The organism is Candidatus Poribacteria bacterium (genome assembly GCA_021295755.1).
GTDB lineage: Bacteria > Poribacteria > WGA-4E > WGA-4E > PCPOR2b > PCPOR2b.
The window spans coordinates 1-14897 of record JAGWBT010000008.1 but is presented as its reverse complement, the minus strand read 5'-3'; the positions used below and the strand labels follow the sequence as shown (position 1 = coordinate 14897).

At 49.6% G+C, this 14897-nt stretch carries 16 protein-coding genes; 9 read left to right on the top strand and 7 right to left on the bottom strand.

Features of this window, described 5'->3' with window-relative positions; all coding sequences use genetic code 11:
• Positions 1-5: 5 nt before the first annotated feature.
• Both J4G02_02175 and J4G02_02170 read right to left on the bottom strand, forming a co-directional pair.
• Entirely contained in the window at positions 6-800 is a 795-nt protein-coding gene (locus J4G02_02175; protein MCE2393402.1) for a hypothetical protein, read from the bottom strand.
• Positions 801-808: 8 nt separating this feature from the next.
• Positions 809-1483 carry a tetratricopeptide repeat protein gene (locus J4G02_02170; protein ID MCE2393401.1) on the bottom strand — a complete coding sequence of 225 codons (675 nt, stop codon included), beginning with the start codon at positions 1481-1483 and terminating at the stop codon, positions 809-811.
• Positions 1484-1762: 279 nt separating this feature from the next.
• Here J4G02_02170 and J4G02_02165 point away from each other — a divergent pair, with 279 nt between their 5' ends.
• The 9 genes from J4G02_02165 to J4G02_02125 all read left to right on the top strand — a co-directional run bounded on the left by J4G02_02165 (position 1763) and on the right by J4G02_02125 (position 9538).
• Complete coding sequence (locus J4G02_02165; protein MCE2393400.1) at positions 1763-2509, top strand: DUF1080 domain-containing protein; 747 nt, start codon at positions 1763-1765, stop codon at positions 2507-2509.
• Between the two features lie 32 nt (positions 2510-2541).
• Complete coding sequence (locus tag J4G02_02160; GenBank protein MCE2393399.1) at positions 2542-4560, top strand: TRAP transporter fused permease subunit; 2019 nt, start codon at positions 2542-2544, stop codon at positions 4558-4560.
• A 93-nt stretch (positions 4561-4653) separates the two neighbouring features.
• Positions 4654-5466 carry a phosphotransferase gene (locus J4G02_02155; GenBank protein MCE2393398.1) on the top strand — a complete coding sequence of 271 codons (813 nt, stop codon included), beginning with the start codon at positions 4654-4656 and terminating at the stop codon, positions 5464-5466.
• A gap of 19 nt (positions 5467-5485) precedes the next feature.
• The gene (locus tag J4G02_02150; GenBank protein MCE2393397.1) at positions 5486-5707 is read left to right on the top strand and encodes a hypothetical protein; all 222 of its coding nucleotides are present in this window, start codon (positions 5486-5488) and stop codon (positions 5705-5707) included.
• 9 nt (positions 5708-5716) lie between these two features.
• Positions 5717-7192, top strand: coding sequence for a sodium:solute symporter family protein (locus tag J4G02_02145; GenBank protein ID MCE2393396.1), 1476 nt, complete (start codon positions 5717-5719; stop codon positions 7190-7192).
• A 43-nt stretch (positions 7193-7235) separates the two neighbouring features.
• Complete coding sequence (locus tag J4G02_02140; GenBank protein MCE2393395.1) at positions 7236-8525, top strand: glycosyltransferase family 4 protein; 1290 nt, start codon at positions 7236-7238, stop codon at positions 8523-8525.
• 20 nt (positions 8526-8545) lie between these two features.
• On the top strand, positions 8546-8713 hold the full coding sequence (locus J4G02_02135; GenBank protein MCE2393394.1) for a hypothetical protein: 168 nt from the start codon (positions 8546-8548) through the stop codon (positions 8711-8713).
• Positions 8713-9009, top strand: coding sequence for a hypothetical protein (locus J4G02_02130; GenBank protein ID MCE2393393.1), 297 nt, complete (start codon positions 8713-8715; stop codon positions 9007-9009). The genes J4G02_02135 and J4G02_02130 overlap by 1 nt, the downstream gene beginning before the upstream one ends.
• 58 nt (positions 9010-9067) lie before the next feature.
• The gene (locus J4G02_02125) at positions 9068-9538 is read left to right on the top strand and encodes a hypothetical protein (GenBank protein ID MCE2393392.1); all 471 of its coding nucleotides are present in this window, start codon (positions 9068-9070) and stop codon (positions 9536-9538) included.
• Between the two features lie 55 nt (positions 9539-9593).
• Here J4G02_02125 and J4G02_02120 read toward each other — a convergent pair whose 3' ends face one another.
• The 5 genes from J4G02_02120 to J4G02_02100 form a co-directional block, all read right to left on the bottom strand.
• Complete coding sequence (locus J4G02_02120; GenBank protein ID MCE2393391.1) at positions 9594-10688, bottom strand: NAD-binding protein; 1095 nt, start codon at positions 10686-10688, stop codon at positions 9594-9596.
• A 151-nt stretch (positions 10689-10839) separates the two neighbouring features.
• The gene (locus J4G02_02115; GenBank protein MCE2393390.1) at positions 10840-11739 is read right to left on the bottom strand and encodes a hypothetical protein; all 900 of its coding nucleotides are present in this window, start codon (positions 11737-11739) and stop codon (positions 10840-10842) included.
• A gap of 141 nt (positions 11740-11880) precedes the next feature.
• The gene (locus tag J4G02_02110) at positions 11881-13008 is read right to left on the bottom strand and encodes a hypothetical protein (GenBank protein MCE2393389.1); all 1128 of its coding nucleotides are present in this window, start codon (positions 13006-13008) and stop codon (positions 11881-11883) included.
• A gap of 4 nt (positions 13009-13012) precedes the next feature.
• On the bottom strand, positions 13013-13456 hold the full coding sequence (locus J4G02_02105) for a hypothetical protein (GenBank protein MCE2393388.1): 444 nt from the start codon (positions 13454-13456) through the stop codon (positions 13013-13015).
• Positions 13457-13717: 261 nt separating this feature from the next.
• Positions 13718-14854, bottom strand: coding sequence for a mandelate racemase (locus J4G02_02100; GenBank protein MCE2393387.1), 1137 nt, complete (start codon positions 14852-14854; stop codon positions 13718-13720).
• Positions 14855-14897 lie beyond the last annotated feature (43 nt).

The following is a 14897-nucleotide window of genomic DNA, read 5'->3' as shown; positions in this document are numbered from 1 at the left end:
ATAATTCAGACTCGATTCCAACGTGCTAGTGCTACACAACAGATTCCGATCAGTATCTGCCAGGCGCAAACAATGTGCCACGGAGGATAGACAACCCTGTATGATGGAACGGGCGTTAGTTCGTATAAGTGTGGTGTTCTAAACACATCGATCTCAAGTAGGTGGCACACAGCCATCAGCGGGTTGATATGCAGAAATGGCGGAATGATAGGTTCGAGATTTTGTAGATAACGGTCTAAGGGTGACAGCAGAAACACACCACCTATTAGAAGGCTCCACCCTAGGTATGTAGCCTGTGTTGCAAAGATTTCATGGCGCAACACGCGCCACCAAAATCCGCCAACTACAGCACCCAAAATAGTATAAATTGTAAAAATCAAGTGCAGTTGAATCACTTGCCGATGGGTGATGTTGCTGATTGATGGTAGGAGCATTGTAAAGACGATAGATGTGAGTGCAACGAAGCAGAAGAGGTAAAACTGGCTTCCTAATATAACGCTCAGCCAGACCCATCGAAGACGCATTCGGCTCAGTTGTAAAAAAATCGTCGACAGGGAATGTGCGAAATGCTTATTCAGGGCACTACATGCTAAATATGGGGAGACAATCAGGATAAGTAGAGCTTCTGACAGAAGGATGAGGTCTATGTACTGCCCCAGTTTTGCCCGAAACAGAAGCTGGCAGATGACGAGCAACAGAGCGCCGAACACAACGATAGCAAAACAGATTTTGTGGACTTTCCACTGATGGCTTATGACTTGGCTGAAGATTGGATTTTCAAAGCGGGGTATATGACGCATTTCATTACTTAACGCCTCTGGCTAGATTGCTCTTGCAACGCGTCCTGAATCTGCAATACTGTATGTGCGACGCCATAGAGGCCTGGATGAAGCTCTAGTGCCTGCTGAAATGCCTCTAGTGCTTCGCGGAGATTTCCGAGCCGAAGATAGCATTGTCCCAGTCCGGCAAACGCACCAAAATGGACAGGATTGAGGTTAATCACCTTTTTGCAATCATCGATAGATTGTTCCCACTCTTCTAGCATAAAATATGCGATTGCCCTTTGGTTATATCCTTCAGCGAATTCGGGTGCGGTTTGAGTTACTTCTGTCAAAAGGTCAACAGCTTCTACATACTGCTCTTTCTTGATATATGCCGAACTTTTTTGAAGCATATCATCGACAGCTTTATCACCGGAGCGAAACCAGATTGTCCACAATGCCTGCTCAGCACTGGAGCGCATATCGGGATCGCTCTGTTGGAGTGCTTTTACTAACGGGGCAACTGCTTCCTGGTCGCCAATTATACCGAGCGCATAAGCCGCTGCCTGTCGTGTTGGAGCAACTTCATCCGTCAAGTAATCAAGGAGGCTTTCTTGCGTATAATTTTGTAATAGAAGCTGTTTCAGTTTTTCTCTTTGTCCTTGGGTAGGATAACGAACGAGTAGTTTTGCTAGTTCCGAGAACCCATTTCGTTTTGCCATGATTGAACCCTCAATTGGCTGGATCTTTTGCTAGGTGAAGTTTTCTCATCTTATCATACGCTAACCATAATAACAAGATAAAAGTTAGTAGAATTAGGATTCTTAGTGGGAATTTTTGCCAATTGAAGAGGTCTTATTAGACACTAGAGGTCTTGCGCAATCTATCTATCTGCGATATAATGAGTTATACGTACAGCAAAGATGTAAAGCACAGAGTGATAAGAATGATATTGGATGATAGTTTTGAAGCTCATACATAACATTTAAGGAGATTTAACTATGGTACAGCAGTCACCGGCGAACAAAGCGCCTATCGGTTATGACGACACACCGATGATTCCGGGTTCAGAGTGGCGGGTCCATGATGGAACCCGTCCTCAACCACAAGTAATTGCCCCTGGGACTGAAAGTTCACAAGCAGCACCGGGTCAACCCCCATCAGATGCGATCATCCTGTTTGATGGAAGCGATCTTTCAAAGTGGATGGGGCGTGACGGAGCAGCCAAGTGGAGAGTTGAGAATGGTTACGTGGAAGTCACCCGCACAGGCAACATCGAGACCCAAGCGCACTTCGGTGACTGCCAACTACACCTCGAATGGGCTGCACCGGTAGAGGTAAAAGGAGACAGTCAGGGACGCGGCAATAGTGGTGTATTTCTGATGGGCAATTACGAGATTCAAGTGCTTGACGGCTACGACAATCCGACCTACGCGGATGGGATCACCGCTGCGATTTATGGCCAGTACCCGCCGCTAGTCAACGCCTGCCACAAGCCCGGCGAATGGCAGACATACGATATTTTCTTTACGGCACCGCGATTTGGCGGACAGAAACTGATCAGTCCAGCATACATCACTGTCGTCCACAACGGCGTACTCGTGCAAAACCACCGAGCAGCCATGGGACCAACAGGCCACAGGCGTGCTCCCTCTTATGACGAGCCGCATCCCGCTCAGGGACCGATAATGCTCCAAGATCATGGTGATCCCGTTCGATACCGTAACATCTGGATTCGTATCCTCTAGTGGATCACAATACCCCTTCGAGTTTCACCATTATGCTCCAACGTATTCAGCGAATCCTTTTTCGCACATGTGCCGCTCTTTTGACTGTGTTTGTTTTGGCAGAGGTCAACTATCCCCAGCTCTCGCCTCAAGCTCAATTGGCGATTTTTGCCATGTTGGGCTTAATCCTCGTTTTCCTCAAATACCCTATCCATCCTCGGTTTGAAGGATATATCGTTTTCCAAAGTCTAAACTTTGTTTTCGTCCTCGTGGTGGTAATCTGCTTTGGTTATATCCTAGTTCAAACGGAACCTCTGTTCAGACGATTTTGGATTGACGGTCAACAGCTTGGGGATCGAGCGGGGATGGGGACCACTAGGGACTACGTGATCGGGCTATTGGGGTTGCTTCTTGTCCTGGAGGGAACCCGTCGCGCTATCGGTTTGACCCTTTGTATCCTCTCTCTGGCCTTCTTGGCGTATGCAGCTTTCGGCCAATGGATGCCCGATTGGCTATTTCCGCATAGGGGCTATTCTTGGGAACGCATTGTCAGCCAGACCTTTCTACATAGCCAAGGGGTGTTTGGCATTGCCCTAAAGGTGATGTTCACCTACGTGTTCCTTTTTGTCCTGTTTGGCGCATTGCTGGAGAAAACGGGAGCCACCGGTTACATCATCAATTTCGCGAGGCGTCTGTTTCGTTCAAGCGTCGGAGGTCCTGCCAAGGTTGCTGTGGTTAGCAGCGGAGCGATGGGTTCGTTGTCTGGCAGTGCCGTCGCCAATACTGCCACCACTGGCACGTTCACGATCCCGATGATGCGCAGTTCCGGGTTCAGACCAACGGTTGCTGGAGGCATAGAAGCCGCGGCAAGTTCAGGTGGCGCATTGGTACCACCAATTATGGGTGCAGGTGCCTACATGATGCTCGAAATTGTCGAGCCAGCCGTAACCTATCTACAAATCATCAAAGCTGCACTGATTCCTGCGATCCTTTACTATACTGCGCTCCTGTTGATTGTCCACTTTTACGCCAAACGTGTAGGCGCATCAGCCGAAGTACCCCAAGAAGACGTAACCGAAATATGTCAGCCGAAGACAGGAATACAGGGGTTAGTCTTTTTGGTAGCGTTTATTACACTTATCCTCTTTCTCCTTCTCGGTTACACGCCGTTCCGAGCGGTCAGTCTCAGCTTGCTGTTCATCCTTATACTGATCGGTATTCGCGGTGTATGGGAGATACTGAATCAAGTTACCCAAAGTGATTCTTCGTCAACGCGAACATCAATTAGCCAGCCATTCCGGATTTCCACTAGACAGATTTGGATTGGGACTCGTCGAATGGTCGAAACGATGGAGAGAGCGGCTCACGGCGGTGTTTCGCTGATTGCAGCGGCTGCATGCGTGGGGTTAATTCTCGGTGTAGTCACTTTAACAGGGATCGGCACAAAATTACCGGGAGCCCTTTTGCCGCTTGCCGAAAACAGTCGTCTCCTCGCGCTTATTCTCTTGATGATCTCGACAATCATCCTTGGGATGGGATTGCCGTCGTCGGTGTGCTATCTGCTCATGGCGACATTGGTCGGACCGGTATTGACCGAATTGGGATTGGTTCCGCTTGCTGCTCATCTCTTTATCTTCTATTTTGGCATGATGGCGATGGTGACACCGCCTGTCGCTTTGGCGGCGTATACCGCGGCAGCCATTGCAGGAACGGGCATTATGCAGACGGGCGTTGCTGCGTTCCGATTTGCGTTGGTAGGGTTCGCGCTGCCCTATGCCTTCACTTTGAAACCGGAGCTATTGCTCCTATCTCCAGATGGTGGGACCGCCAGTTTTTTTGCCATCGCAGCAAGTATCCTGATTGCTCTTTTTGGAATTATATCACTGGCTGCAAGCGTTTCTGGTCATTGGTTTGCACCACTTGATTTTTGGAAACGGGCGGGGTTACTCGCTGTCGCTGCAGTTTTCTTCCTCACCCATGTCGGCTGGGTGCAATTAGCCGCATTTATTGCCATTGCAATTATCGGTTTTTTTAACTGGCGTTCAAGAATTTCTTTATTGGAACACCAGTAGCCCTTCATTTGGAAAACTAGCAAAGAAGTTGGGATATATCCTATACGGTCGATACGAGTTTCTGGAAATCATTGCATAGATTGCGACAAAGAGATGGTCTTATCTACGATTAAGTACCCGCCGATTGCTGAAGGAGCGACAGCCGAAGTTTTTGCATGGGATGCGGATAAAATTCTTAAACTGTATCATGAGGGCGCTTCACCGGGGGAAGCTGAACAAGAAGCTGCCTGCGCTTCTATCGCGCATGACGCAGGTCTGAATACACCCGCAGTTATTGATACCATCAATATTGAAAACCGTCAAGGTATCATTTTTGAAAGAGTGCAGGGTGTAACTATGGTGGAGGCCATCATCGCCAATCCTCAAAAACTTGTCCCATACGCACATCTTCTAGCAGAGTTACAAGCTGATGTGTCCACCCGTACTACATCCAAGCTGCCTTTACAGCGTAAACGATTGCAGCGTCAAATTCAAAGTGTATCTCGATTAGCCAAAGAGACTAAAGTAGCCATCTTAACCGGCTTAGATCGACTTCAGGACGACAACGAGATCTGTCACGGTGACTTTCATCCAGGGAATATCTTGCTAACGGCTGAGGAACCTGTTATTATTGATTGGGTAGACGCCACCCAAGGATCACCGGTGGTCGATGTCGCTCGCACAACCCTACTTCTTCAAATCAGCGAACTACCCTCTAGCATGGATGAACCGCGTCGTCAAAAAGCTGCCGAACTTCGTCATCTGTTCTGCGAGGCTTATCTAGAACACTACAGGCATATACAATCAATTTCGCGTAAAGCGATTGCTCGCTGGGAACTCCCTGTGGCTGCTGCTCGGCTATCTGAAGGAATCGGTAATGATGAGAAAGCTGAACTCTTAGAGATTATCAACGCCGCTTTTCCATGAAGCATGGAGGCATATATAAATGAAGAAAACTTTTGTCCGATGGACGCTTTATGTTGGGATTGTTGCATTGTTTTTACTTCACAATGATTTCTGGTTCTGGAACAACCCAAAGGTCGTGGCAGGATTGCCTATTGGATTGCTCTATCATATTGGATTCTGTTTCGCAGCAGCCATACTGATGGTGCTGACAATCAACTATGCTTGGCCTCGTCATCTACAAGGTGACGATACTGATGAGTAGAAATCTATAATGATAGTTATCGTCGTTATCTTTGCATATCTGGGGCTTGTGCTGATTGTTGGGACTGTCAGCCATAAATTCTTTCGTGGTACCGGCGAAGATTATTTCGTCGCTAGCCGAACTATTGGACCTTTTGTCCTATTGATGTCTCTGTTTGGCACCAACATGACCGCCTTCTCCATTCTCGGTGCCTCCGGCGAAGCTTACCACAGAGGTATCGGTGTTTTCGCACTGATGGCTTCTTCGACGGCTTTGGTCGCTCCATGCGTCTTCTTTTTTGTTGGCACCCGACTATGGGCGATCGGGAAACGGTACGGCTATTTTACGCAGGTACAGTACTTCAGAGAACGGTGGGACAGTGATGGGTTTGGGCTGCTGCTGTTTATCGTCATTGTTGCACTTATCGTACCGTATCTGTTAATTGGCGTAATGGGCGGCGGCATCACCCTACATCAGATTACGAAGGGTCAGATTCCGCAGTGGCTGGGTGGGCTGCTGGTTTGTGCCGTAGTTTTCATTTATGTTTGCTATGGTGGTGTGCGCGGGACCGCTTGGGCAAACACCTTTCAAACCGTCGTTTTCATGACGCTCGGTGGGGCGACGTTTTTTATCATCGTGCATAAGATGGGAGGACTCTCCGCTAGCTTGACACAGGTGGCACCGGATCTGTTGATGCGTGGGAATCACATCAAACCATTGGAGCTGCTAACCTACACCTGCATCCCACTATCAGTGGGGATGTTTCCTCACATCTTCATGCACTGGCTGACAGCAAAAAGCGCGGGCACATTGCGTTATCCCGTGATATGGTATCCGATCTGTGTTGCAATCGTATGGATTCCAAGTGTGTTACTCGGAATTTTGGGAAGCGTAGACGTGCCGGGACTCAAGGGACCTGAAGCCAATTCAGTTTTGGTGCAGATGATTGAGCGCCATGCGCCCGGGGTGCTCGCAGGACTTCTGGGTGCAGGGGTCTTTGCGGCGATTATGTCTTCTCTCGACTCCCAGTCACTATCCATTGGAAGTATGTTTACGCACGATATTATTCGTCATTACAGAGTATATTCTGATCCGGCGAAGGAGGGATTGAGCGAAAAGGGGCAGGTCTTGGTTGGGCGACTTTTCGTTTTCGGGATACTTTTCTTGACCTACCTGCTTTCGCTTGTTCTTAACCGGAGTATCTTCAAACTCGCTGTCTGGTCTTTTACAGGATTCGCCTCGCTTTTCCCAGTTGTTCTCGCCGCGCTCTTTTGGAAGCGCAGTACCAAATACGGCGCTTTCGCCTCTGTTATCAGCGTTGTGGTGTTATGGGTCTATTTCTTTATTCAGGGTTGGCAGGTCCCCGGTTACACAGTAGGTAGCAGTGGTGTCATGCCGGTAGCAGTCATTATCGCTGTTTCTTCCGTAACGATGATCATCGGTTCCCTAGTGAGTAAACCGCTAGATTCAACTGTAATCCAGAAATTCTTCCCAGTGGATTCCTAAGTTCATTTACGTTTCACGTTTTATCCTCCATGTTTGATGCATCATGAAAATCGCCTATATTGCTGCAGGTGCTGCGGGCATGTACTGTGGCACCTGTATCCATGATAACACGCTTGCCGCAGCGTTGCAACGCAAGGGGCATGACGTTGCCTTGATCCCAACCTACACGCCCATTCGGACCGATGAAGCCGATGTTAGCATCGATCGCGTTTTTTACGGTGGAATCAATGTATACCTTCAGCAGAAGTCGGCACTCTTCCGCCATACCCCTTGGATGGTTGATCGATTATTCGATAGTCCCTCGCTGCTCAATGGATTAACGCGTTTGAGTGCGTCCACCAGTGCGCAAGATCTGGGTGCGCTTACCGTTTCAGTGCTTCAGGGAGAGGAAGGACAACAGAAAAAAGAGTTGGAAAAGTTGGTTAAATGGCTGAAAGATTCCTATCAACCCGATTTGGTTCAACTCACCAACTCCATGTTCGTGGGATTCGCAAGGGAAATGAAGAAGGTGTTAGGCGTTCCGATTCTATGCGCCCTTCAGGGTGAGGACATCTTTCTGGAAGACCTCATAGAGCCGTATAAATCGCAAGCCTTAAATCTACTGCGAGCAAGGGCTTCGGAGGTGGATGGATACCTCGCTCCCTGTCAATATTATGCGGACTTCATGGCTGAGTATCTAGATGTTCCGGAGAACAAAATCGATGTCGTGCGTCTCGGTCTGAATTTGAGCGAGCATGGAGTAGCTCAGAAGCACCTCGACGAAAACCCTTTTGTCATCGGCTATTTGGCGCGGATCTGTCCTGAGAAAGGGCTTCATCTGCTAGCAGACGCGTTCCATCGTTTGACAAGTCGGTTCGGGTCAGATAACCTTCGACTCAAGGTCGCCGGCTACCTTGGAAAAAACGATGAACCGTATCTTGAACAATTGGTAAACCAGATTGATGCGTGGGGCTTGTCAGAAACCTTTGACTATTGGGGCGAAGTCGATCGGCACCAAAAGATCACCTTCCTTAACGGTCTCCACGTCTTATCCGTGCCGACCACATACAAGGAATCAAAGGGGCTTTTCATTTTAGAAGCACTTGCCAACGGTGTTCCAGTTGTTCAACCTAGACATGGCAGTTTTCCTGAATTTATAGCAGCGACCGGTGGCGGCATATTGGTGGACACCGAATCGCCTGACGCCATTGCGGAAGGAATATCTCAACTCATGAGCGATCGGGATTACAGGGAACAGTTAGGGCAGCGGGGCAAGGAAGCCGTACATAGCGGGTTTAGCGACGATGTAATGGCAGAGGCAACTCTAGCAGTTTATCAAAAATATATCGGTTGATAGGAGGATTTTGGATATACATGACTTGGTTGGTATTTACACTTATAGCGACGACAGCATCAGGAATTTTCGGCGTTCTTACCCATGCAGGGCAGAAAGCAATGGCGGATTCGGCGAATGGTCAATACAAGGCACTTCTTTTCGCAGGGGTGGGCTATTCATTGGTTCAATGGTTGGATCGGGAGTGATGTTGACCATACATGGCGCACAATGGAGTTTCCCAATGAACGGGGTGGGCTTAGCAATCCTAGCAGGAGTTGCCACTGTTGGGGTGATTTTCTGCAACCTCTTGGCATTTGCAGCACAGGGCACGCCGGCTGTGGTCATGACCATCGTTTTTGCCGGTGTGCCGCTTGTCAATGCAGCTGTTTCTTTGGCGGTAGATACACCGCAAGCGGGAGGCTTACGGTGGCAGTTTATTGTTGGTCTGCAATTAGCGATATTCGGCGGTTGCATGGTGACAATTTATAGGCCGGGGATGTAACAAACTTTCTCAACTTAACTACTCGTTGAGGTGGGAATATAGGAGGATTTTGATGCGTATGACTTGGTTAATATTTGCACTTATGACTGTTGCATCGTGGGGACTCTACGGTGTCCTTCTGCATACAGGACAGATATCGATGAGCGATCCGGTGCATGGACGGTACAAAGCGTTTCTTTTTGTCGGAATTGCTTACTTGTTGACGGCGGTCATCGGCTCGGCAATTATGTTGGCGATCAACGGTGCTCAATGGACTTTTCCGGCGAAGGGATTGGTCTGGTCAACACTTGCAGGACTTGTAGGCGCGGTGGGTGCGTTTGGCGTCCTCTTGGCGTTTGGAGCAAAAGGCACCCCGCCTGTGGTGATGTCCATCGTTTTCGCCGGCGCACCGATTGTCAACGCAGTGGTGGCGACAGCGCTACATCCGCCCGCGGGGGGTTGGGGCGCTTTACGGTGGCAGTTTGTTCTCGGCATCCTGTTAGCGGCGATTGGCGGTTGTCTGGTGACGCTTTTTCGACCAGGATCGTAGAGTTTTTTATTGTGAAGAGAACACAAAACGCATGCACACCGGGATAGCTATCTATTTATATCCCTCCTCTGACTCTTAACAATTGGTCGTGGATCTGCTCCCAATCGCTACGACGATTGCCGATAAGGATAAGCCGATCCGTCCCTTGAATCTGGAGGTCTAGCGGCGGGTTAATCATGTGCTGGTTGTCTCTGAGGATGCCAATCGGAATAACCTCCACTTTCAATTCGAGCAGTAAGGATTGCAGCTCACCGAAGTTTATCCCATCAATATCAACGGTTTCGCTATACAACTCACTCCCTTGCGCCTCAGTCAATAATTCTCGGACGGCATGGGCAAGTCCGCGGTCACGTACCTCTTGCGCTAACACCTTTGCGGCGATATTATTGGTGGGAATCACTGCATCACATTGGAAAGATCGGAAAACCGCCAAGTGTTGGATACTAGTACATTCGGCTATGGTCCGAATCCCCGGATGCAACGTCTCAATCAGCGAAACCGTCGAGGCGGTAATCGCATCTGCCGCGTGTTCCTCAATCCTTGGCGCGAGGATGAGCGCGGCGTATGCCATCTCAATGTTTGCCCTTTTCCACGTCTCTTCTTCTAACGATGCGCCCCGTACAAAGTAGACATCGGAACGGTTGAAGTGCAATTCATCGACATTATCCGCTAAGATGACGAGGGATCTGTGTGCTGTCACTTTATCCGATGAAAGCTGCTCTATAATTGCGTTGACCTTCAATTCAGATGGGTAATTGACGATGATGATATGATCTTCCACAAGATCACGGCAATCAATCAGTCCGTGCCGTCGTTCATTGTGCCTCTCCACGCTTGTATCCACAATCTGAGTAATCACATAGGGAAACGAAGCCAATCCAATCCCGTACAACAAAACCATCGTCGCAATCCGTCCACCAAGCGTTGCTGCGGAGTAATCCCCATAGCCGACGGTCGTTATGGTCGTAAAACTACACCAGAAGGCATCCCAAAGGGTCAGATCTGTTTTCACTGATTTTTCAAAGAAGTAGAAACATGCGGAATTGAGAATGATAGAAACCAGCACAATGAGTCCCGCCACTGTAATACGCTGAATGTGACGGTTACGGCTCGCGCGGCGCAACCGGCGAAACCAAAATTTGAATAACATTTGCATTGTCCGCTCCTTTGAACCGTTAAATCGAGTCTATTCAGTCCGCTCTCCGTCTGTTCTGCAGACGCCCTCAGAGCAAGAGAAATGGTGCGTTGTGGCAGCATATCTCTTCATTGAAGGGCTCGGTTGGACATCCTGCTCAACCGAGCTAAAACAGTAGATCCGCTTCGCCGGTTTCCGGCGGAGCAGCGCCTCCCTTGTCACCTCCAACGGTGAGATAGAACTGAAAGCCCGGTTCGGTGACAAAACCGATATTAAAGGCCGCCGTATCGGAAAGTTTGTATCGGAATCCGATTCCGATTAGGTCGTTGATAGTGATACCACTGAGGGCACGTCTTCGCGAAAAATCAGCCACGAGCCAAAAGTTATCCGAGAACGCAAATTCAGTCCCAAGCTGCCAGAGCAGCTGAAATGAATCGGTTGATTTGAGCGATTTGGAGGAGAGATAGCTACCGACACCCGCATGCACCCTCATGAACTGACCAAACCGCTGTGTTCCTACCAGATAGGTGTTAATGCCCATAAATGGAAAGCTGTCAGCGGGTGAGGCATCGGCGAACTCCTTGTCCGAATTGAGCTGATCATCCGCGGTAAATCCGAGCTGCACATCGCCTCCAATTGATATACCGGGTAAACCGTCCTGTAGGTCGGGTTTAATATTATGCTTCAATCCGACAACGAGATCAAAGATAGATTGTTCATAAACCCGTCGATCTTGCGTTCGGTCAATCGATTCGTCTGCGTCATAGGTGTCGCCAATCCGATAAAAGTCGGGTACAATCTTACGTGCGCCGCCAGTCGAGAAGGTTGCGCCTAGGAGGAGATCTAATCGCTCACCAATGCCATAGGTCAATTGAGCCGGAATCAAGAAGGTATTCACCTCGAATTCGACATTATGTAATCCCTCAAAATTGCCGATGACCACGCGCTGCGGCTGCTTGGGTGTCACATCAATGTTTTTTCTATCAACTTGAAACATCCCCACAGACGTTGTGTAGCCACCTTTACCCAAGGTATCGGCGGTTTGCATTACACCAAGTTGTGTCACTGGTGGACCTTGTGCGAGGAGAGATGTTCCCGCAAGTGAAAAAAAAGTGAAGAGAATAAACAAAATGCGCTGTTGAGTTATGTGAGGAAGGTGCATATCGATCCTTAGAAGTTATCTGTATTTTGGATAGTACCAATGTTATTAGCGTGCTTCAACTCTCTCGCTTTCGTCGCGAATGCCGTTGTCCTGAGGCGTGTCGTCAAACGCTGCGACGAAGTATCGCCGGGGAGCGAGGTCCTGCCCGTCCAGAATAAACTCTTCGCCGGTCAAAACTATACTTGCTTCTTTCGCATCCACTCTCCGTCGGGCGATCAAATCTTGTCCAACAACAAGATTCCCTCCAGATTCTTTCGTTGCGTAGACTACATAACCTGCGACGTCGGGTTCCCTGTTCCTTGACCAAGAGACGTAGGCGTCATACCGAGCGCCTCGAGGACCAAATGCCAGTCGAACATTTTGGGGTGGCAAGGGTGGCAGGTTGGGAGAAGTAGCTTGAATCACTTTTACCCCTTCAACGCCAAACCGGTCAACAGCAATGACACGGTAAATTCTGGTGGCATTGTCCCGTTTGAAGTCCATATCAAAAAAGTACGGCTGGTCTTTCGGGAGTTCGGCACGGAGGCGAAATGGCAGGAATTCCCCAGCTAAACTCTGTTGAGACACAGCCACACGGAATTGCTCAAAATCGTTGGGTGCCTCATAGTCCTGCCAGAACAGCTTAACGGTCAAATCGTCTAGATCATCGCCAACAATGACGTTAGGAATAGGTGGGGCTATGCTCGGTGTTGCACTCGCTGTTTGCCACATTCGGCGTGGATCTTCGCTATCGGTCGGAGGTGCATTGGGATCGGGGACTTCGACCCCGTTTGCATCAATATATGAAATCCGATAGATATAACGGTGACGCTCCCCACTGACATCATTAAATTGGTCATTTTTTAGATCTTGTGTATCAACAAACTCTGTCGCTGGACGCTCGCCGTTTTCCCCAAGTACCTCACCAACAAACTCAAAGGTCGAATCCGCATCGCCCGTGAATTGCCGATAAATTCGATACCCGATAATCCCTTCGTGGCCGTTGTCTGCCCACGACACCGTTACCTGTTCATCGCCGGGCAGGAGTTCTAAACCGATAGGCGATCCGGCCGTACGCAGGTTTTGAGGGTCAAGTGGATTGGCGAAATCCTCATTACCCGTACAACCGGCGGAGAATCCCGCTGCAATAAGGAGCATAAAAAGAGCTAGTAATCGAAACGGAGATGATATCATGGTTTCAGAATTTCCGTTGAAGGGTGAGAGCAGCCTCACCTGTTCGTGGATTGTAACTCGGATTGAAGCTTAACTGGCCTGAACGGGATGGGGGTGATTCGGAAATGACATCCAGCTGGTCAAAAATCGAGATGAGTACCGCAAGTCCAACAAATCCGATGCCGGTTCGGGACATCCCAATGCTCAGGCTGCGTTGGGTCTCGTAATCGTCCCGATGCTTTGCTAGGTCGCTCTGGATCCCGGTGGATAGGTATTGGTCGTAGGTGTCCTGTGCTGAATTAGCGACGAAGACACTTCCAAATTTTAGGGCAACCCCGGAGGTAAACAGCCCAATCGTCAATATACGCGACCGATCGGCAGCTTGCGTGGAAGAAACCGCTATCATCACAATTATGATACAGCAGATCCCGATTCGCAATCCCACCTTGTTATTTTGGTATGTATACATGCCGACGTCTCCTCTGCGGCTGTACGCCTATTTACGGATCTCTTGCTGACTGTGTTCTTAGTGTCTGATTATACCTGATCCGATTTTTCGTTGCAAGTTTTTTTGGAGGGATGTTGCAGCTGTGGGTGGGATGCGAGTGGAAGCTATGAAGACGGGGCGACCGCAGGGTCGCCCCTACAAATGGGGTCGGTAAGGAGGCTGATTAGCATTTTGAATCTATTGTTCCTTAATGCCGCGTCACCGCGTTTTTTGGTTTACAGATCACGCCGCCCGAACATCAAATCCACTCTCTTTGACGGCGCGGGCATAGATCTCCGCGTCCAGATTCAGACCGAAACCGGGCGAGTTGGGGACACTGACAAGACCATCAGAGATTGAATATCCGGAGCCGTCCAAGCCGGGGGTGTCCGCTTCGTCCCATTCGGTGAACTCAAACCCTTGGATCGCCGCAGATAGGTGACACGACACATAGTTGCCGTAATGCCCGCCGTAGTGATGCGGTGCAGAGCCGACGTTCCACGCGTCAAGTTGGGGTCCAAGCTCTAGCCAACGGGAGAAACCGGGGTGGAAGATGTCGTACTGGACAATATCGACCAACCCCTCCTCCGCCCACTGGAGCAGATTGAGCGAAGCACCACCCTCTCCATCAGCGATCTTCGTCCCTATACCTTCCGCATTGAGCCACTCTTTCAGATTCGCGTAGAAGCTGCCATCCTCGTGGAAAGCCTCCTCCATCCAATACACCTTTGCCTCAGCGGTCTCGCTCAACACCTGCTTGGTCAGGTTCAGGTTGTAGCCGTTGTTGGCATCAATCAGGATGGTAGCATCGGGTCCGACAGCGTTCCTGACAGCACGGATCACCAAAATATCGCGATGGGTCCCCTGTTCAAGCGGCATGTGCATCGCACCGCGCCCCACCTTAATCTTGTATGCTTTGTGTCCCCGTGCTTTGCCTTCTAACGATTCGGAAGCAATCAACGCAGCCGCTTCGTTATCATCTGCTAGATGCAGGTCGTCGATATACAGCGACGTATCGTAACAGCGTGCGCGGAAAACACCATCCGCATCGGGTTCGCCACCAAGCATCTCATACACCGGCTTTCCAGCCAGTTTTCCAGCGAGATCCCAGAGCGGGTATTCGAGCGCACGGAAGCGTTCACTGACGCCGTTTTCGGCGTCAAACGCCTCACTCAAGGGAGCACCGACGAGCCCTGCGGCGTCCTCCTCAGACATACGCGACAGACCGAAACCGGTCGCACCGTCATCAGTGGTGATGCGTGCAATGGGAGGTCGCACATGCAGTCCATGTACCTGTAGGCGTGAATTACACCCCGCTTGCCGTGGACGTGTGCCAACAAGCGGCACGCATTCAATACGATCTATTTTTGAGTTGTTCATGTCTACTCCTTATTTGGGTTGTGAGTATGGTCTGAAATTTGAG